The organism is Ornithinibacillus liuyingii, from assembly GCF_055550225.1.
Map to the genome: position 1 here is coordinate 69,062 of NZ_JBPWOS010000014.1, position 18,289 is coordinate 87,350.

Here is an 18,289-nt window from a genome sequence, read left to right on the forward strand (position 1 = left end):
CTCACCCCTCTATTACATCAGTATTTTCTTCGGATTAAGTCTAACAATATATATTAACGGGATAACTGTTGAAATTAAAATCGTCAATAGGCCGATTCCATAGAATGCTAGAATGTAGCTGGAATTAAGGGTAACCTCATAAGAGGCTAACACATCATCTGTTGTCAAATCCGATTCAAACATGCCACCATAATAAATATAATCGTTATAATGATCATCAGTATCTGCTTTCACCATCGCATCGGATACTTGTGCAGCTAAGAAGTTTCCGCTGAATAAGGATATCGTAATACCAATGACCGCAACAACCATTACTTCAATTAGAATTTGCCCAACTACACGGCCCCGTCGTTCTCCTAACGATAAGTAAATACCTAACTCGCGCTTTCGGTCTCTTAAGAATAGTAGGACTACTAAACCTGTGATAAGCACCGTTGCAACTACTGCAGCTATTAGAACATATTTTGATAGATTGGACATGGACTTCACTGGACCTGCAATGCTGTCATAGTGATCCGTAGCACTGACTATAGTATAAAATTCTGGCAGTAAAGGAAGGGCCTCTTCCTCAAATGCCTCCTTATCTTCAGGACTGTTTAAAACAAATAGTGGTGTATAATATTCGAAGACTTCCTCTTCCCCTTGCATCATTTCTGCATACTCTTCATCCGTTTTCAAATACTCTTCCCACTGGTAGACCATTTCACTACGGACAATCTCATTTGGAACATACACGGTATTTTGATAGTCGATATCCATCCAGTCGAACATACCATCTGAATCTACCTCTACATCTTCTTTAACAGATTGAGATTCAAATAATCCAATTATTTCTAATACGACATCACGAGAAGTAACTAACTCCTCCACACCTGTCTCATCATCATATGTATAGACCGCATTAGATAACGTAAAGGTATCTCCGACATGAAGATTATTTTTTTCTGCTAATTTTGTTGATATAATGGCAACAGCTGTACCTTTATCCACTTCTTCTTGGGTAAAGACACGACCATCAACTAACTTGCCCTTCTGCTCTTCAAAATCAAGGACAGGGGCATAGTTAATTCCTTTCAGCGTAAAATCCATGCTAGGTCCATATTGGACAAGTTCCTCTTCCATATCTCCCTTATAACTTTCTATGCTTTCAGATCCTAGCCTGTTTGTCATATTAAAATCATAATATTTTACATAGGATAGCTCACCAATTTGTTTAATCAAATCAACGCCTATGTTTTCCATTTCTACATTCATCATTTCTTCTTCGCTTAGCTTGTCATATTCTTCCCAATCATATTCAACTGTAGCAGAAGCTCCAAGCCTATCTTTAATGTTATTCTCAACATTACCAGTAGCTTGTTGAATAGAAATTGCACCAGATATCAGGTTTCCTAAAATAAAAATAACGGCTAATAAAATTAATGATTTACCTTTCTTTCTCGTAATACCTAAAAATCCACGTTTAATAAAATTCATTACAAACCCCCTCACAAAAAAATATATTTTCGATTTTTATAGATTCTATTTCTCTATTAATATTATTTAGAATGGTTACCTTTTATCCAAGCGCATTCCTGGATAAAACCTCTCACCTCATTTTTTAATGATGTAGTATTTTTGTAACATAATTGTATTATATTGGTAATAAGACAGAAAAACAACAAAAATTTTGTAAAATTCCCGTAATTCGCCCATCTAAAAAGAGCCTTGAAAAAATGGGCTGTCTCAGATAATTTTCTCTAAGATAGCCCATTTTATTTAACTATTTCCCTTTCTTAATGCCGCTACAATATTATCCTTCTTTATTTTAGAAGTTGACTAAATCAATGCAGCTTACCACTAAAAAATAATCATAAAAACAAATATAATAATCATCACCATCTGGATAATTACTTTTGCAACTGTTCCGCCTAAGAAGCCAAGCAAGGAGCCAATGGAAGCCATAAACGCCTCTTTCAACGTTCTTTTTTGCATCATTTCAATCACAAGAACTGCGATAAATGGAATGATGATGATTCCAAATGGAGGTATAATAAACGACCCTACAATTACAGCTATCGCAGCAGCACGTTCCCCCCATTTACTGCCCCCAAACTTCTTGACAAAGTAACTATTGGCAACAATATCTGCTACAAATAATAGGACGGTTAATATTGCTACTGCAATCCAGAAAAGCCATCCTAATTCATCACTATTGATTCCGAACTGATACAATAAAAACCCAATCCAAATTAATAGTACAGAAGGAATAATCGGATAAATAACACCAATAAAGCTAACGATGAATAATACCACTATTAAAATCCAAAGAATCACATCTAACATGGACTATCCCCCTACCACATTATTTTTCTTTCATTCTAAGCATGTTGGAAAGCTTTTTTCTTTATTCGTATGAATACGTTTATAGTTTCCCTAATGGTTCCAAACACTTACTATAGAAGTAGTACTACACCATCAAAGCAATAAGTCCAAAACATAGATCAACTAGTGAGCAAATCACTTAAATTCATTCTAATATAAGTCAATGAAATTGGATAGCTAGTTTATACCACGATAAAGGAGATTGTAAATGAGAACGTTGGGGCGAGTTACGATTACATTCGGAATCATTGTAATTGCATTAGGTTTAGTTGGGTATTTACTTTATCACTATTTAGGCTTTAGTCGTTATGAATTTCACGGAAAAAATGCTCCCATCCCAACAGAGCTCCACCCTATAGTCGACGAAAAGGCAAAGCAATTAGTAGAACAAGCCAAACAACAAGGAATAACCATTATCATTACCGAATCCATTCGCTCATTTGACAGGCAAAATGAACTTTATGCCCAAGGGCGTACGAAAGAAGGAAATATCGTAACATACGCTCAGGCTGGGGAATCCTACCATAACTACGGACTCGCAATTGATTTTGCGATAATGGATTCAGATGGTAATTTAACATGGGATATACAGTATGATGGGAATAATAATACGATTCCCGATTGGGACGAAGTGGTAGCCATTGCCAAGGAGTTAGGCTTCGAATGGGGTGGAGATTGGACAAGATTTAAAGACTATCCTCACCTACAAATGACATTCGGACTATCCATTCAACAGTTAAAGCTTGGAATTAGGCCAAAGAATGAGATGCCTACGGAGTGATGTTATCCCTAAAATTCCTTATTATATAGACATTACATCCATATTCTAGTAAAATAAAAATATCTCGAATTCGAGATAAATTCACATGGAGGTTATGAATATGTATTTAAAAGGTATCCATCATGTATCGGCAATTACTGCTAACGCGAGTAAGAACTATGAATTCTATACCAAAGTACTTGGGATGCGCCTGGTGAAAAAGTCCGTTAACCAAGACGACCCGTCGGTATATCATTTATTCTATGCAGATGAAGTAGGTAGACCAGGAACAGACCTAACCTTTTTTGAAATTCCCAATGCTGGTAGGACACATCCTGGAAACAATAGTATTACAGGGACCTCTTTACGTGTGCCTAATAATAGAGCATTAGCCTATTGGATCAATAGATTTAATCAATATCAGGTAGAACATGATGGAATAACGGAAGAAAATGGACGTCAAGTTATCCATTTCCGTGACCATGAACATCAACGTTTAACCCTCGTTTCCGATGAGAATAACCAAGGAGTTGCTGGTGGGAAACCTTGGAAACAAAGTCATGCGTCAGTAGAAAATGGAATAATTGGGCTAGGACCCGTTAAACTAACCGTTCCTAATGCAGAACCAACTATTGCTGTCTTAACGGAAGTACTTTCCTTTAAACAGGTAGCAAGCTATCCCTCACCTATTAAAGACCAAGAAGACATCCTTGTATTTGTGACTGGTGAAGGTGGAACAGGGGCAGAAGTCCATTTAGAAGTTAGAAAAGACTTACCTCGAGAAAGACCTGGTCGTGGAAGTGTTCATCATGTTGCGTTTCGTGTAGAAAATGATGAAGAACTAGAAAAGTGGCGACAAATCTTGATTGAAAATCGCTTACCAAATTCGGGGATTGTGGATCGATATTATTTTAAAGCATTATATTTTAGAGAACCTAATCGCATCTTATTCGAACTATCTACTGATGGACCTGGCTTTGCTACCTATGAAGATGTGGACCATCTCGGTGAACAACTGGCCCTTCCACCATTCTTCGAGGATAGACGAGAAGAAATCGAATCAAAGTTAAAACCATTAGATACTACTAACTAGACGTAATGTTAACTTGTAAAGTACGCCCAGTGGCAAGGTAGCACGTAACCTGCTTCGGAAAGACCGGTAATAGTGAATCTTCTATACACGAGAATACTCTCAACAAGGCATTTCGGTGACTCCATGAGGTCTTTTCCGAACAGGTGTATCCAAGCTAGCAATAAACACAAATTAAGATCTCAAGTGTCCTCTAAAATCTGTTTCTGTCAAAAGATCTAATCTACTTGTCCAAAATAAAAAAGAGCATAAAACCGAACTTGATTTTACACTCCACGCTATTAGCTATGATCACGAGAAGATGAATTTCCTTGATTACGCTCCGCTTCTTCTTCTACATTCGATGGAAGAGGATCCACTTTATGTTTATAACTATATCCCTTATCCAATGTTAGAATCGATAGATATAAAACAATTCCCGTTATAAGAATACATATAACCGCCACAACCCAAATCACTTTCTTACGCCTCCTTTACGTCCAAACTCTGTTGCATCTATTCTAACATAGTTTCGGAAAGAGTAAGTTACATATTATGGACTGTTTTGTCGAAATTTAAGGATTCTTTAGGATTATTCAACATGAACTAGTATCTTTAAGAATCAAAGAGCTCTTCCGCTTTTACATATTTTTAATCAGATTAAATTTAAATTATCAGAACATATCCAATTTGAGTCCAATTCTTAATATCGATAACATGTAAATTGTAGCTATTTACTGAGAAAAATCTTAGTTCTTTGTTCATTTTTTTACATAGGATTCATTACACAATACATCTGACTAACCGTTGGAGTATTCAATTTATAGGAGGTTTTATTATTTTATGAAGAAAATATGGTTAATTTCAGTCCTGTTCATCATGATAGTGTTTTTAGCAGCATGTGGTTCAGATGGAGGAGATAAACTAGCCAAGCTTCAAGACGAAGGAAAAGTCACCATCGGATTTGCCAATGAAAAGCCCTATGCTTATGAGGAAGATGGTGAATTAAAAGGAGCGGCAGTTGATATTGCTAAAGCAGTATTTGCTGAACTTGGTGTAGAAGAAGTGGAATCCGAACTACTAGAGTTTGGACAATTAATCTCCGGGATTAACGCTGGACAGTTTGACGTTATTACTGCTGGAATGGCTATCCAACCAGACCGTTGTGAAAATGTTGCGTTTGGAGAGCCGGAGATGATGTATGGGGAAGGATTAATTGTCCAACAAGGGAACCCTCTTAATCTAGAAAGCTATGAAGATATTGCCAATAACCCAGATACTATTATCGCGGTCATGCAAGGAGCAACAGAAAATGAATTCCTAATAGATTCTGGTGTTGATCCAAGTCAGATTCTTTCTGTACCCGATATTCCAGCATCTATTGCCGCTGTCCAATCAGGGCGTGCAGATGCTACTACTGGAACAGAAATGACGATTAAAGATGCATTAGCCTCTGCAAACACAGATGAATTAGAATTCGTAGAAACATTTGAACAACCAGACGTTGAAGGTGTTCCTAGCTATGGGGCAGCAGCATTTAATCAAGAAGACACAGCATTAGTTGAGGCTTATAATGAAATACTTGCTGATTTAAAAGCTGATGGTACAGTTGCTGAGCTACTTGAGAAAAATGGCTTCAGCGAGCAGATGAACATGGTTCCAGGGGATATTACAACTGAAAAAATCTGCAACGGTGAAATCTAGAAATTTATCTACAGGGCTCCATAGGGTTTCCCCACTCAGGGGTCAATCCTATGGAGTTTTTATATGGAGGAGTGATTAAAATTAATGCCATTATAGAAGTTTTCCCAGTATTGATAAGGGGTATCCATATTACCATTACAGTATTTATCTTATCTGTAATTTTCGCTTATCTATTTGCCTTTATTGCCGGCTTTTCCCGATTATCCAACAATAGAATGGTTCGAGGAATTACTGGTTTCTATGTAGAGATTTTCCGTGGTACCTCCTTAATTGTACAGTTATTTTGGCTATACTATGCTATTCCAATGCTATTTAATATTGGAATTGATAATAAGCTTATGGCGGGAGTATTAGCAATATCGCTTAACTATGGGGCCTATATGTCTGAAATTGTTCGTGGATCTATTTTAGCAGTGGATAAAGGGCAAACAGAGGCTTCTATCGCCCTTAATCTCTCGCGTATTCAACGAATAAGAGTTATTATTTTCCCTCAGGCACTGCGAATGATGTTACCGGAGTTCGGCAATTATTCCATTCAAATGCTCAAAGCTACATCCCTTGTTTCCTTGATCGGGATGACAGATATTCTATATCACGGTAATATTCTAAGAAGCACTGATTTATCTCAAGCACCAACCGTTTACTTCTTGTTATTAGTATTCTATTTTATTATGGCACTGCCACTAATTCTCCTTACTCGTAAATGGGAACAGATATCCAAGAGAGGAGTGGCTAGTACATGAATATAAATTGGAAATGGGATATGTTTTTTGAAGCCTTTCCTTTTATCTTACAAGGAATAGGAGTTACAATAGGATTAACATTTGCTTGCTTTTTATTTGCTTTACTATTTGGTTTCGTGTGGGTCTTTCTGAGGAGGATAAAATTCAAACCAGTCAACTGGCTCGTCACATGGACGATGGAATTCATTCGTTCCACCCCACCTTTAATTCAGTTATTCTTTATCTATTATGCATGGCCAATGATGCCTGGAGTTGGCGTATCACTATCCTCATTCGAAAGTGCTATAATTGGTTTAGGTATCCATTTTAGTACATATATTGGCGAAGTCTATCGTTCCGGGATAGAGGGTGTTGATAAGGGACAGTGGGAAGCATCTACCGCGCTCAACTTTTCAACGGGACAAAAGTGGACGAAAATCATTCTCCCACAAGCCATTCCACCTACCATTCCAATGATAGGAAACTATCTTATTATTATGTTTAAAGAAGTTCCACTTGCATCAACCATTGGGGTAGTGGGCATCTTAGCCTTAGCACAAACTTACGGAGCTTCTAACTTCCGAATGCTTGAGGCTTATACGATAGTAGCACTGATATTCCTCGTGCTAAGCTATCCTTCTGCAATTTTAATCAATAAACTAGAAAAGAGGATGAACCGGCGCTTTGATAAGAAAGCAGCGATTCAAGAAAACAAAGGAGCGGTTATTTAATGGTTGATTCCGTAATAGAGAATGAAAGTCGATTAACCTTTCCAGCTGATACTAAGCCAATAGTGGAATATAAGAATGTCCATAAATCCTTTGGAGATGTAGAAGTATTAAAAGGGTTAAACTTAGAAATTTATCCAGGGGAAAAAGTCGCGCTAATCGGTCCAAGTGGTTCTGGAAAAACAACGATTATTCGCATGCTAATGACATTAGAACAACCAACATCTGGAGAAATCATATTTGACGGCAAAAATCTATGGCATATGGAAAAGAAAGGGAAGCTTGTTCCAGCAAATGAAAAGCATTTACGAGAAGTCCGTGGGGATATTGGGATGGTGTTCCAGCACTTTAACTTGTTCCCTCATATGACGATTTTACAAAACTGTATGACAGCGCCTATTCATGTGAAAAAGGAATCCAAAGAGACGGCAAGGAAGCGTTCCATTGAAATGCTTGAGAAGGTTGGGCTAGGTGATAAATTAGACAATTATCCAAGTCAGCTATCTGGTGGTCAAAAGCAACGTGTTGCAATGGCTCGTGCCTTAGTAATGCGTCCTAAAATAATGCTGTTTGATGAAGTAACTTCTGCCTTAGACCCAGAATTAGTTGGCGAAGTGTTAGAGGTTATCCGTGATATTGCGAAAGAAGGAGAAATGGCGATGGTGCTTGTTACCCATGAGATGGATTTTGCACTGGATGTCGCAGACCGTGTCATCTTCTTAGATAATGGCGTTGTCGCGGAGCAAGGAACACCAAGTGAGGTTCTAGAGGAATCACATAATGAACGCTTGCAGCAGTTCTTACATCGTTTTAGGAGTTAATTGCTAGAAGCATAAAAGCTGTACGTGTAATGACCCACGTACAGCTTTTTTATTCTAAATCCTCACCGATAATTCTTACTTCACGTTCTAAACTAACGCCAAACTTTTCCTTCACGGTAGCCTGAACATGACGGATTAAACGAATATATTCGTCAGCAGTTGCATTGTCTTTATTAACAATAAAACCTGCATGCTTTAAAGAAACCTGTGCACCACCTATTTGTGTACCTTGTAGTCCACTATCTTGAATTAGCTTCCCAGCAAAGTAACCAGGAGGGCGCTTAAATACACTTCCACAGGATGGATATTCAAGTGGTTGCTTCGACTCGCGTTTGAAGGTTAAGTCATCCATTACCGCCTTTATTTCATCATAATCCCCTAACTCTAAGGCAAAGGTGGCTTCTAGTACAATATAGCCGTTATCAGCAATGTTACTAGTACGGTATGCTAAATCTAACGCTTTAGCAGGTAATGTTAGTACCTCACCATACCGATCTACGACAACCGCACTTTCTAAACAGTCCTTTATTTCTCCACCATAAGCACCAGCATTCATATATAATGCCCCACCTACAGAGCCTGGGATACCACAAGCAAATTCTAACCCGGTCAAGCGTTGGTTTAGAGCTTCTCGAGACGTATCAATAATACGTGCACCACTCTGTGCAACAACCTTTGTCCCAACGGTTTTAATCTCGTTTAATTTATATAAATTCATGACGATTCCGCGGATACCGCCATCTTTTACAATTAAATTAGAACCATTTCCTAGTAACGTAAATGGTACTTCTTCCTTATTCGCAAGCTTAACAATCTCACTTACTTCTTCATATGTTTCTGGTGTAACGAGCCAATCGGCTGCTCCACCAAGGCGTGTATAAGTATGTTTTTTTAAAGGCTCATTAACCAATACATTCTTCTCTGATGTAATGTTAATTAGCTTTTCATATACATGATGATTGATCACTACAAATCATTCCTTTAATCAAAGTCCAATTAGATAAACTCACATTATCAACATATGTGCGTTATTCTTATGCAAGTTGGAAAGATTACCCGAACTTCCCTATCTGCAAAAAAATCATCTTTAATCATTGTAAGTTATTTTTCGTTTTCATGCCACTTAATTGCGAATGCACTATTTTTATATGCCCTTTCCATTAATTGCATGCCAACTATTCGTAATGAGCCTTAAATTAACGTCTTCTGCTTTAAAATATACCAAGTAAAAAAAGCGGCAACACCAGCTAGAATAAGCTTCACTGCGATAAGTGGAACGACAAAAAAGATGGTAAATAGCATAGAAGTCCACAACAATATTACACCAGTAATCTTCGCAGATAAAGGAATTCCCTTACCCTCTCGGTAGTTTTTAATATATGGGCCTAGGTGCTTTTGTGTGATTAACCATTCATATAGCCTATCTGAGCAACGCACAAAGCACGTTGCGGCAAGAAGCAATAAAGGTGTCGTTGGGATTAGTGGGACTATGATACCGATAATTGCTAATCCTAGAGATATTAATCCAATAATAAGTAAACACATTCTTCTTATCATCTGTTAAACACCCACTATATTAGTAGTTACTGCTTAACACCATCCTATCATTTTAATCCTTTACTTCTTGCGCTACTTGGAAATATTATGTGACATCTTCCCCCGTTGCTCGATCCTGTGAAAGCTTGGTTCCCCTTTATCAAAGGTCGTTATATAGTTGAAGCCTAATGATGACAATATTTCTAAAGAGGCCTTAAATTCATACCCTAATGTATCGGCTCTATGAGAGTCAGAACCAAGAGTTATGATCTCCCCTCCCAATTCACGATACAGCTGTAAAATATCATTACTCGGCATTCCGCTATCCAATCCATATCGAAAGCCAGATGTATTTAACTCTATCCCCTTCCCCTTTGCTATAACTAATTTTAGAATTTCCGCAATTACTTCATGGAAATCGCTATTACTCCCCTGTTTGTATCGTTTTACTAAATCAAGATGGCCAAGAACAGAGAAATTGTCAAAATGCTGAATACAGTACAATAATTGCTCATAATAGGTCATATAAGCTTCCTCTATTGTTCTATTTTGAAAAAATTTACCAGAATGCAAATCCGTACGATCTGTTGTATGCATAGAACAAATTACAAAGTCAAAGTCCTCCTGCCTAACTAACTCCTTATACCGGTCTAAAAGCTGTGGCTCGACCCCAATTTCTATCCCTTTCTTAATAGTAATCCACTTCTGATATCTTTCCTGCATTTGTTTTATACTGCGATCGTATGACACTAAATCAAACTCAAAGACGAATGATGGATCTGGATAATCATAATCTATATGCTCGGTAAAACAAATTTCCTTTAACCCCATCTCAATCCCTTTCTTAATAGTTTCCTCCATCGGCGTTGTACAATCCGCCGAATAATCACTATGTACGTGATAATCAAACATTAAGATTCCTCCCCATGACTTGACATTTACTTCCTTACCTTATAGAATACAATATAACTTTAGTTAGATAAAGTGATAAAGTGATAAATTAATAAAGTTTTAAAAGGAGTCTGTTATGCAACCCTATCCAAAACCATTTTTAAACATACAGGAATATGATGTGCAAGAATCCTTCATTCAAGTATTAAAGAATCGCTTTAAGCAGTATGGCTTTAACCAAGTTAAAACACCTGCCTTTGAAACGTATGATCTCTATTCATCTGTTCAAGGTACGATTGCGCTAGATGACATGATTAAGTTCATTTCACCTGATGGAAAGGTTCTAGTTTTGCGGCCTGATGTTACCATTCCAATTACACAATTAGCCATATCACAAAATGACGAATTCGAAAAAGAAGCACGCTACTCATACATACTTGATGTCTTTAGAACTTCTTTTCAAGCCAAATATGGTTATGTCAAAACACAAGCAGGTGTAGAGCTACTTGGAAATCCTCACGCCGAAGCAGATATGGAAGTAATTTCTCTTGCTATTGATTGTTTACTAGATTTAGAGTTTACCAATTTCAAGATAGAAATGGGGCATGCGGGGGTCGTAAATGAGATACTCCGAATGCTATCTCTTTCCAAGGAACAAGAGGATCAATTTAAGCAGCTCATCATCTCGAAGAACTTTACTGGTCTAGAGGAGTTCTTATCTAGGCTCGACATAGAACCATCCATGAAAGAGTCATTGCTAACGATCCCTCTTCTATACGGTAAACCAGATGAGGTGTTGAATAAGGCTTTATCACTCTCCCTCACGAATAAGATGACGAGTGCACTGCATCGATTAAAAGAGGTGTTTTCTATGCTAACCGAATATGGTTTTCGTGATTATATCGTCATCGATTTAGGACTGATTAGCAGCATGAGCTATTATTCCGATATCACCTTTCAGGGATATATTGAAAATATTGGCAAGCCCGTCTTATTTGGTGGAAGATATGACAATCTAGCTGAACAATTTGCCAGCCCAATACCAGCTATCGGATTTGCTTATGATGTTGACACCCTTCTCTCTGCAAGATCCAATCCGCTTCCAGTAAGAGAGCAAGTAGTCATTCGATTTGATGAGCAAAACATATCGGTGGCCATGCAATTAACTAAGCGGTTAAGAGCGTTACACTATCGAACCATTCTATCAAATAGAAATGAAGGAGCTAGTGGCACGTACGTCATTACCATTACAGAATCTGATAAAACGGTCATGTACGAAGGAGAGACCGAGCCATTTAACAGCGAGGAACAACTTCTACTACTATTACAATCGCTAAAGGAGGAGAATACATGCAACCGATAACGCTAGCTCTAGCAAAAGGTAGGACGATAAAAGGCACTATTCAATTACTCCATAAAGCTGGCTATAATTTTACAGACTTACAAGAGAATAGTAGAAAGCTCGTCTTCTTTGATTCGAAACAGGAAGTGCAACTGATCTTCGTAAAGGCTGTGGATGTCCCAACTTATGTGGAAAAAGGAGCGGCTGATCTTGGAATTGTTGGAAAGGATAATATTTTGGAATCCGCCAAAGATGTCTATGAAATGCTAGATTTAAAGGAAGGGAAATGTAAATTCGTCATTGCCGGTAAGGAATCCGCTACCCTAAACAAAAATCGACTAGTAGTAGCATCCAAATATCCATATATCGCAAATAGTCATTTTCAAAAAAAGGGTATCCAAGTAGAGACCATTAAATTAAATGGCTCTGTTGAGCTAGCCCCACTAATTGGTATGGCAGATGTCATTGTCGATATTGTAGAAACAGGTAGAACATTAAAAGAGAATGGACTTATCGTTTTAGAAGAGCTAGATGAAATAAGCACTAGATTAATTACGAACAAGGCTAGCTTTGCAACGAAAACGACTAGAATAGAGACGTTCATTCGCAATCTACAACAGGCTTTGGAGGGATAAGATGAAGATTATATCTGCAAATCAATTTATGATGCATAACCGTCACAACCTAGACCTCACCCAACAAGGGGTAGCGCTAGACGATACAGTTAAATCCATTATAGATAAAGTTAGAAAAGAAGGTGACAACGCCGTAAAAGAATTTACCGAGCTATTTGATGATGCCGTAATTGATAAGTTAACCGTTTCAGATTCAGAAATGGAGAAGGCAAAGAATATGGTAGGAGATCAGTTCGTAGAATCGCTACAGCTCGCTGCTAAAAATATTGAGGCCTTCCATCGAAACCAACAAGAAACATCGTGGTTTACGGACAACCCAAATGGCATCACATTAGGACAAAAGGTTACACCGATTGAGAAGGTAGGAATTTATATCCCAGGTGGAAAAGCGAATTACCCTTCTTCTGTTTTAATGAATGCAATCCCTGCCAAAATTGCTGGCGTAAGCTCCATTAGTATAGCAACTCCCCCAAGGCCAAATGGAAGCATTAATCCATATGTCTTAGTAGCTGCCTCTCTTATTGGAGTTAATCGGATATATAAAATGGGTGGTGCACAAGCCATTGCAGCACTTAGTTATGGAACAGAAACAGTCGAAAAGGTCTATAAAATCGTCGGACCAGGAAATACCTATGTGGCACGTGCTAAAAAATGGGTCTATGGTGATGTGGCTATTGATATGATTGCTGGTCCAAGTGAAATTTGTATCATTGCTGATGAATCTGCAAACCCTTCTTATGTTGCTGCTGACTTACTATCACAGGCAGAGCATGATGAGGAAGCAAGCGCTATTTGCATTACGACTAGCTCCACATTAGCTAATGAGATTGCCGCTGAGGTAACCAAACAATTGAGCGAATTAGAACGTCGTGAAATCGCACAGAAATCCATTCAAAATAAAGGGTGCATCATTCTTGCTGATTCTGAAAAACAAGCGTTTGATTTAGCTAATCAAATAGCCCCTGAGCACTTACAGCTTATGGTATCCAATCCTTCAGCTAAACTCAGCCTAATAAAAAATGCTGGAGCCATATTCTTAGGTCCGTTTTCACCGGAACCACTTGGGGACTATCTCGCTGGTCCTAATCATACCTTGCCAACGAGTGGGACGGCGAAGTTTTCCTCACCACTTGGCGTGTATGACTTTATCAAGCGATCGAGTATTATCAGCTATTCTAAACAAGCATTACTAGAAGTAGCAGACACGATTGATTGTCTAGCTAGAACAGAAGGACTAAAAGGACATGCCATGTCTATCCAAATACGAAGGGACAGTGTTTTATGAGAAAGAGCTCATTATCGCGAAAAACAATGGAGACATCTATCCAATTAGAGCTATCTCTTGATGGAAACGGAACAGCCAGCATATGTACAGGAGTCGGGTTCTTCGACCATATGCTTACTCTATTCGCCAAGCATGGATTATTCGATTTATCCCTCGTATGTGATGGTGACTTAGAAGTCGATCAGCATCACACCGTGGAGGATATTGGTATTGTGTTAGGAACGGCATTTAACCGTTGTATTGGGGATAAAGAAGGTATTAATCGTTATGCGTCTGTCACAACACCAATGGATGAAGCACTGACTACTGTAACGATAGATATTAGTGGAAGACCTTATTTGGTTTATAACGTAGAAGGATTAAAGGAAAAGGTCGGTAATTTTGATACAGAGCTTGTAGAAGAATTTTTCCAAGCTTTCGTTAATCAAGCACAGATTAACCTACATATTAATCTACTTTACGGAAGCAATACACACCATATATTAGAATCAATTTTTAAAGCCTTTGGTCGCGCATTGGACACGGCCAGTATCAAAAATCCAAGAATTGTTGGGGTACCCTCTACGAAGGGAATGCTTTAATAAGGAGGGTTCATATGATAGCCATTATTGATTACGGGGCGGGAAATATTAAAAGTCTTCAATTTACACTATCCCAGCTAAACCTAGAAAATACGCTTACACAAGACGAAGCGCTTATCAGAAACAGCCAAGCTATTATACTACCAGGCGTCGGATCGTTCCAAGATGCCATGAAGGAATTAAAGAGAGCTGGCCTAGACAAGATTATCCGCGAAGAGGCAAGCACAGGAAAGCCTATTCTTGGTATCTGTTTAGGTATGCAGTTATTCTACCAAACGAGTAATGAAGGTGGACATTCTGATGGACTTGGATTGTTAGAAGGAAATATCGAGAGAATTCCTTCTTCTGTTAAGGTACCACATATGGGCTGGAATACACTTCAGCTAAGAAAGGGAAATGATATTACGATGAATCTCCCTGACAATGCGTACGTATATTTCGTCCATTCCTACTTTGCCAATAAGGTAGATGGTAATGACGTTATTGGTAGCTGCACATACGGAACGAAAATACCTGTACTTGTACAAAAAGACAATATCATTGGCATGCAATTTCACCCAGAAAAAAGCAGTGAAGTTGGCTTACAGCTTTTAAACAATTTTAAGGAGATGTACCTATGATTCTATTTCCAGCAATCGATTTATTAAATGGCAACTGTGTGCGGCTAACACAAGGGGATTATGCGAAAGAGCAAATCTATAGTGGCAATCCGAACGAGATTGCCAACCAATGGATTTCCCAAGGAGCAGAAGCATTACATATCGTCGACTTAAATGGTGCAAAAACAGGTAAATCAACCAACCAAGCAATCATTCAACAGATCACTTCCAATACGAATGTTCCAGTCCAGGTTGGGGGTGGTATCCGAAGTATCGAGCAAATCGAAGACTATTTAGCTATAGGTGTTGATCGCATCATACTCGGTACCGCAGCCATACAGAACCTCCCTCTTATTCGTCATGCCGTGAGCACCTTTAAAGAAAAAGTCGCTGTTTCCATCGATGCCCGTAATGGCTATGTTGCGACGGAAGGATGGCGAAAAACAAGTAATGTATTAGCCGTAGATTTAGGAAGGCAGCTTGAGGCAATTGGTGTTCAAACGATTATCTATACAGATATTTTAAAGGATGGTATGTTACAAGGTCCCAACTTCAGCGAAATTGAAACCATCCAAAAGGCAACCTCTATGCGTGTGATTGCCTCAGGAGGAATTTCGAATGTGGAGGATGTCATAAAACTAAAAGAAATGGATGTCTATGGCACCATTATCGGAAAGGCTTTATATGATAATAGTCTGAATTTAGTAGAGCTACTGGAGGTAACAGCAGATGTTGGCTAAACGAATTATCCCTTGCCTTGATGTCGATAAAGGAAGGGTCGTAAAGGGCAAGAAATTTCAAGATATTAAGGATGTTGCAGATCCAGTTGAACTGGCAATGCGCTATAACAATGAAGGCGCAGACGAATTAGTCTTTTATGATATTACAGCATCGAACGAAGAACGTAATATTTTTTTAGATATGGTAGAAAGGGTTGCTGCAACGATTAATATCCCATTTATGGTCGGTGGCGGTATTAGAACCATTGATGATATTTATCGAGTCCTCCATTCAGGAGCTGATAAAGTATCCATTAATAGTGCCGCCATCACGAACCCTACACTTATAGAGACAGCTGCTGCTAAATTCGGCACCCAATGTATTGTGCTATCCATTGATGCTAAAGAAACCGAACCTGGGAAATGGCATGTCTATCAAAATGGTGGCCGAACTAATACCGGAATAGACGCACTAGAATGGGCCATTCAGGGAGAGCAATTAGGTGCTGGTGAGCTTGTTATTAATTCTATCGATGTAGATGGGATAAAAAACGGTTATAACCTAACCCTTACCAAGGCAATAGCTGATCAGGTTAATGTACCGATTGTTGCTAGTGGTGGAGCTGGAAGCCCTGTACATTTTCAACAAGTGTTACGTGATAATATCGCAGACGCAGCACTTGCTGCTTCGGTTTTTCACTATGATCTAATTAATATAGCGTCCCTGAAACAGTATTTAGCTCAACAAAATATCCCAATAAGGAGTGTTTCTTAATGGATCCATTAGATATAGAGAAATTATTTGTAAAAATCAGCTTAATCCCTGCCATTATCCAGGATCAATCCTCTGGAAACGTCTTAATGTTAGCTTATATGAATCAAGAGTCCTTACAAAAAACAATCGAAACCAAAGAAACATGGTTTTACTCAAGGAGTAGAGAAGCACTTTGGAATAAAGGAGCAACATCAGGAAATAAACAAATTGTCCATCAGATTACGTATGATTGTGATGCCGATAGTCTCCTCATCACCGTAGATTCTAAAGGACCAGCTTGTCATACTGGAGAGGAGACTTGTTTTCACCATACGTTATATCAAGGAAAAGATCCTTCGTTTCCGATTATTCAAAAAGTAGCTTCCCTGATTAAAAGCCGGAAGCAGGAAGCCAATACAGATTCCTATACAGCGTATTTATTCCGCGAAGGCATCGATAAAATTCTCAAGAAAGTAGGAGAAGAAACTAGTGAAGTGATAATTGGAGCAAAAAACCAAGATAACGAAGAAACAGTTTGGGAGATAGCCGATCTTACCTACCATATATTAGTTCTAATGGAGCAAATAGGCATTACAGAATCTGATATTAAAGAAGAACTAAACAAAAGGCATCTTGCTAAAGAGGGGAAATAGAATGAGTAAGTATTGGAGTTCCATAGTGAATCGTACAGAGCCTTATGTTCCTGGTGAACAAATAAATGATTCCTCCTTGATCAAGCTAAACACAAATGAAAATCCGTATCCACCTCCTGAATCGGTTATAAAAGCCATACAGGATGAAATTGGGGAGTCCCTGAAGTTATATCCTTCACCAACTGTTGATGAATTAAGGGAAGCCATTGCTAAAGCATATGATGTAAGAAAAGAAAATATATTTGTAGGAAATGGCTCGGATGAGGTGCTTGCCTTTTCCTTTATGGCCTTTTTTGAACCAGGAGTAACAATACGTTTCCCAGCTATTACGTATAGCTTTTACACTGTTTATGCTAAGCTCTTTAACATACCTTATGAAGAGGTTAGATTAAATCAGGACTTTACATTAAATACGCATTCCTTATTCCATTCAGAAGGCGGGGTAATTTTCCCTAACCCGAATGCACCTACAGGCATACTATTACCTATCGAGCAAGTAGAGGAAGTCCTCTTACATAACCAGGAAAAAGTCGTCATCATTGATGAAGCATATAGTGATTTTGCAAAGGAGTCAGCTGTACCACTTATACAGAAATATCCTAATTTGCTTGTGATACAAACGACTTCAAAATCTAGGTCACTGGCAGGACTTAGAGTTGGCTATGCAATCGGAAGCCCAGAATTAATAGAAGGCCTAAATAAAATAAAAAACTCCTTTAACTCGTATACGATAGATCGACTTGCTATGGCAGGCGCAATAGCTGCTATGAATGCAGACTCTTACTACAAAAAGACAACAGCCAAAGTGATTGAAACGCGGGAATGGCTTAGTGAAGAACTATCTCAACTAGGATTTCACGTATTACCTTCTCAAGCTAACTTCATCTTTATTTCTCATCCAAATAAGAAAGCGAAATCGTTATATGCTCAGCTAAAGGAGAACGGTATATTAGTTAGACACTTCTCAAAGGCAGCTATTGAAAATTTCATTAGAATAACGATAGGCACAAAACAAGATATGATTACATTGTTAGAGAGACTGAAAATCATCTTGAAAGAAAAAAGTACATGGTAAAAAGGACCATGTACTTTTTTCTATCAAAATAATTCTAAACAAATTACCCCA

Annotated in this window: 21 protein-coding genes; 15 read left to right on the forward strand and 6 right to left on the reverse strand. The window is 38.3% G+C overall.

The window, feature by feature from the left end:
• Positions 1-12: 12 nt before the first annotated feature.
• Positions 13-1,476: an ABC transporter permease gene (locus tag ACSKT4_RS17080; RefSeq protein WP_465823689.1), complete on the reverse strand. Its 1,464-nt coding sequence runs from the start codon at positions 1,474-1,476 to the stop codon at positions 13-15.
• Between the two features lie 363 nt (positions 1,477-1,839).
• Positions 1,840-2,325 carry a DUF456 domain-containing protein gene (locus ACSKT4_RS17085; protein ID WP_186869638.1) on the reverse strand — a complete coding sequence of 162 codons (486 nt, stop codon included), beginning with the start codon at positions 2,323-2,325 and terminating at the stop codon, positions 1,840-1,842.
• A 247-nt stretch (positions 2,326-2,572) separates the two neighbouring features.
• Between ACSKT4_RS17085 and ACSKT4_RS17090 the strand changes: the two genes are divergently transcribed.
• Entirely contained in the window at positions 2,573-3,145 is a 573-nt protein-coding gene (locus ACSKT4_RS17090; RefSeq protein ID WP_186869637.1) for a M15 family metallopeptidase, read from the forward strand.
• Between the two features lie 100 nt (positions 3,146-3,245).
• Complete coding sequence (locus ACSKT4_RS17095) at positions 3,246-4,217, forward strand: ring-cleaving dioxygenase (RefSeq protein ID WP_186869636.1); 972 nt, start codon at positions 3,246-3,248, stop codon at positions 4,215-4,217.
• 278 nt (positions 4,218-4,495) lie between these two features.
• Here the strand turns inward: ACSKT4_RS17095 and ytzI are convergent, their stop codons facing one another.
• Positions 4,496-4,672, reverse strand: coding sequence for a YtzI protein (gene ytzI / locus ACSKT4_RS17100; RefSeq protein WP_186869635.1), 177 nt, complete (start codon positions 4,670-4,672; stop codon positions 4,496-4,498).
• Between the two features lie 364 nt (positions 4,673-5,036).
• Between ytzI and ehuB the strand changes: the two genes are divergently transcribed.
• From ehuB to ehuA, 4 genes are read left to right on the forward strand one after another with little or no spacing between them, the layout of a single operon-like run.
• Positions 5,037-5,897 (forward strand): ectoine/hydroxyectoine ABC transporter substrate-binding protein EhuB, encoded by an 861-nt coding sequence (gene ehuB, locus ACSKT4_RS17105; protein WP_186869634.1) that lies wholly within the window; start codon positions 5,037-5,039, stop codon positions 5,895-5,897.
• A gap of 50 nt (positions 5,898-5,947) precedes the next feature.
• The gene (ehuC, locus tag ACSKT4_RS17110; RefSeq protein ID WP_186869633.1) at positions 5,948-6,640 is read left to right on the forward strand and encodes an ectoine/hydroxyectoine ABC transporter permease subunit EhuC; all 693 of its coding nucleotides are present in this window, start codon (positions 5,948-5,950) and stop codon (positions 6,638-6,640) included.
• Positions 6,637-7,350 carry an ectoine/hydroxyectoine ABC transporter permease subunit EhuD gene (gene ehuD / locus ACSKT4_RS17115; RefSeq protein WP_186869632.1) on the forward strand — a complete coding sequence of 238 codons (714 nt, stop codon included), beginning with the start codon at positions 6,637-6,639 and terminating at the stop codon, positions 7,348-7,350. Before ehuC ends, ehuD begins: the two co-directional genes overlap by 4 nt.
• Positions 7,350-8,168: an ectoine/hydroxyectoine ABC transporter ATP-binding protein EhuA gene (ehuA, locus tag ACSKT4_RS17120; RefSeq protein WP_222619011.1), complete on the forward strand. Its 819-nt coding sequence runs from the start codon at positions 7,350-7,352 to the stop codon at positions 8,166-8,168. Before ehuD ends, ehuA begins: the two co-directional genes overlap by 1 nt.
• Before the next feature lie 49 nt (positions 8,169-8,217).
• Here ehuA and murB read toward each other — a convergent pair whose 3' ends face one another.
• The 3 genes from murB to ACSKT4_RS17135 all read right to left on the reverse strand — a co-directional run bounded on the left by murB (position 8,218) and on the right by ACSKT4_RS17135 (position 10,616).
• The gene (gene murB, locus ACSKT4_RS17125) at positions 8,218-9,132 is read right to left on the reverse strand and encodes a UDP-N-acetylmuramate dehydrogenase (protein WP_436262597.1); all 915 of its coding nucleotides are present in this window, start codon (positions 9,130-9,132) and stop codon (positions 8,218-8,220) included.
• 227 nt (positions 9,133-9,359) lie between these two features.
• Positions 9,360-9,725: a YbaN family protein gene (locus ACSKT4_RS17130; RefSeq protein WP_186869630.1), complete on the reverse strand. Its 366-nt coding sequence runs from the start codon at positions 9,723-9,725 to the stop codon at positions 9,360-9,362.
• Between the two features lie 72 nt (positions 9,726-9,797).
• Positions 9,798-10,616, reverse strand: a complete 819-nt coding sequence (locus ACSKT4_RS17135; RefSeq protein WP_186869629.1) for a histidinol-phosphatase HisJ family protein — start codon at positions 10,614-10,616, stop codon at positions 9,798-9,800.
• Between the two features lie 115 nt (positions 10,617-10,731).
• Between ACSKT4_RS17135 and hisZ the strand changes: the two genes are divergently transcribed.
• The 9 genes from hisZ to hisC are packed head-to-tail and all read left to right on the forward strand — an operon-like array spanning position 10,732 to position 18,238.
• Positions 10,732-11,958, forward strand: coding sequence for an ATP phosphoribosyltransferase regulatory subunit (gene hisZ, locus ACSKT4_RS17140; protein WP_186869628.1), 1,227 nt, complete (start codon positions 10,732-10,734; stop codon positions 11,956-11,958).
• Positions 11,946-12,572 (forward strand): ATP phosphoribosyltransferase, encoded by a 627-nt coding sequence (gene hisG / locus ACSKT4_RS17145; RefSeq protein WP_186869627.1) that lies wholly within the window; start codon positions 11,946-11,948, stop codon positions 12,570-12,572. Before hisZ ends, hisG begins: the two co-directional genes overlap by 13 nt.
• A gap of 1 nt (position 12,573) precedes the next feature.
• Positions 12,574-13,857 (forward strand): histidinol dehydrogenase, encoded by a 1,284-nt coding sequence (gene hisD, locus ACSKT4_RS17150; RefSeq protein ID WP_186869626.1) that lies wholly within the window; start codon positions 12,574-12,576, stop codon positions 13,855-13,857.
• The gene (gene hisB / locus ACSKT4_RS17155; protein WP_186869625.1) at positions 13,854-14,438 is read left to right on the forward strand and encodes an imidazoleglycerol-phosphate dehydratase HisB; all 585 of its coding nucleotides are present in this window, start codon (positions 13,854-13,856) and stop codon (positions 14,436-14,438) included. Before hisD ends, hisB begins: the two co-directional genes overlap by 4 nt.
• A 14-nt stretch (positions 14,439-14,452) precedes the next feature.
• Positions 14,453-15,058, forward strand: a complete 606-nt coding sequence (gene hisH, locus ACSKT4_RS17160) for an imidazole glycerol phosphate synthase subunit HisH (protein ID WP_186869624.1) — start codon at positions 14,453-14,455, stop codon at positions 15,056-15,058.
• Positions 15,055-15,777 (forward strand): 1-(5-phosphoribosyl)-5-[(5-phosphoribosylamino)methylideneamino]imidazole-4-carboxamide isomerase, encoded by a 723-nt coding sequence (hisA, locus tag ACSKT4_RS17165; protein ID WP_186869623.1) that lies wholly within the window; start codon positions 15,055-15,057, stop codon positions 15,775-15,777. Before hisH ends, hisA begins: the two co-directional genes overlap by 4 nt.
• The gene (hisF, locus tag ACSKT4_RS17170; RefSeq protein WP_186869622.1) at positions 15,767-16,531 is read left to right on the forward strand and encodes an imidazole glycerol phosphate synthase subunit HisF; all 765 of its coding nucleotides are present in this window, start codon (positions 15,767-15,769) and stop codon (positions 16,529-16,531) included. Before hisA ends, hisF begins: the two co-directional genes overlap by 11 nt.
• Positions 16,531-17,163, forward strand: coding sequence for a bifunctional phosphoribosyl-AMP cyclohydrolase/phosphoribosyl-ATP diphosphatase HisIE (gene hisIE, locus ACSKT4_RS17175; RefSeq protein ID WP_465823690.1), 633 nt, complete (start codon positions 16,531-16,533; stop codon positions 17,161-17,163). The genes hisF and hisIE overlap by 1 nt, the downstream gene beginning before the upstream one ends.
• A 1-nt stretch (position 17,164) precedes the next feature.
• Positions 17,165-18,238 (forward strand): histidinol-phosphate transaminase, encoded by a 1,074-nt coding sequence (gene hisC / locus ACSKT4_RS17180; RefSeq protein ID WP_465823691.1) that lies wholly within the window; start codon positions 17,165-17,167, stop codon positions 18,236-18,238.
• The last annotated feature ends 51 nt before the right edge of the window (positions 18,239-18,289 follow it).

Excerpts from the sequence above, each read along its gene's own strand:
- ehuC (WP_186869633.1), top strand. The coding sequence starts at position 5,948 with ATGGAGTTTTTATATGGAGGAGTGATTAAAATTAATGCCATTATAGAA.
- ehuA (WP_222619011.1), top strand. The coding sequence starts at position 7,350 with ATGGTTGATTCCGTAATAGAGAATGAAAGTCGATTAACCTTTCCAGCT.
- ACSKT4_RS17085 (WP_186869638.1), bottom strand. The coding sequence starts at position 2,325 with ATGTTAGATGTGATTCTTTGGATTTTAATAGTGGTATTATTCATCGTT.
- hisC (WP_465823691.1), top strand. The coding sequence starts at position 17,165 with ATGAGTAAGTATTGGAGTTCCATAGTGAATCGTACAGAGCCTTATGTT.
- hisA (WP_186869623.1), top strand. The coding sequence starts at position 15,055 with ATGATTCTATTTCCAGCAATCGATTTATTAAATGGCAACTGTGTGCGG.
- hisH (WP_186869624.1), top strand. The coding sequence starts at position 14,453 with ATGATAGCCATTATTGATTACGGGGCGGGAAATATTAAAAGTCTTCAA.
- ehuB (WP_186869634.1), top strand. The coding sequence starts at position 5,037 with ATGAAGAAAATATGGTTAATTTCAGTCCTGTTCATCATGATAGTGTTT.
- hisB (WP_186869625.1), top strand. The coding sequence starts at position 13,854 with ATGAGAAAGAGCTCATTATCGCGAAAAACAATGGAGACATCTATCCAA.
- ACSKT4_RS17130 (WP_186869630.1), bottom strand. The coding sequence starts at position 9,725 with ATGATAAGAAGAATGTGTTTACTTATTATTGGATTAATATCTCTAGGA.
- ehuD (WP_186869632.1), top strand. The coding sequence starts at position 6,637 with ATGAATATAAATTGGAAATGGGATATGTTTTTTGAAGCCTTTCCTTTT.
- hisIE (WP_465823690.1), top strand. The coding sequence starts at position 16,531 with ATGGATCCATTAGATATAGAGAAATTATTTGTAAAAATCAGCTTAATC.
- hisZ (WP_186869628.1), top strand. The coding sequence starts at position 10,732 with ATGCAACCCTATCCAAAACCATTTTTAAACATACAGGAATATGATGTG.
- hisF (WP_186869622.1), top strand. The coding sequence starts at position 15,767 with ATGTTGGCTAAACGAATTATCCCTTGCCTTGATGTCGATAAAGGAAGG.
- ACSKT4_RS17095 (WP_186869636.1), top strand. The coding sequence starts at position 3,246 with ATGTATTTAAAAGGTATCCATCATGTATCGGCAATTACTGCTAACGCG.
- ACSKT4_RS17090 (WP_186869637.1), top strand. The coding sequence starts at position 2,573 with ATGAGAACGTTGGGGCGAGTTACGATTACATTCGGAATCATTGTAATT.
- hisG (WP_186869627.1), top strand. The coding sequence starts at position 11,946 with ATGCAACCGATAACGCTAGCTCTAGCAAAAGGTAGGACGATAAAAGGC.
- hisD (WP_186869626.1), top strand. The coding sequence starts at position 12,574 with ATGAAGATTATATCTGCAAATCAATTTATGATGCATAACCGTCACAAC.
- ACSKT4_RS17080 (WP_465823689.1), bottom strand. The coding sequence starts at position 1,476 with ATGAATTTTATTAAACGTGGATTTTTAGGTATTACGAGAAAGAAAGGT.
- ACSKT4_RS17135 (WP_186869629.1), bottom strand. The coding sequence starts at position 10,616 with ATGTTTGATTATCACGTACATAGTGATTATTCGGCGGATTGTACAACG.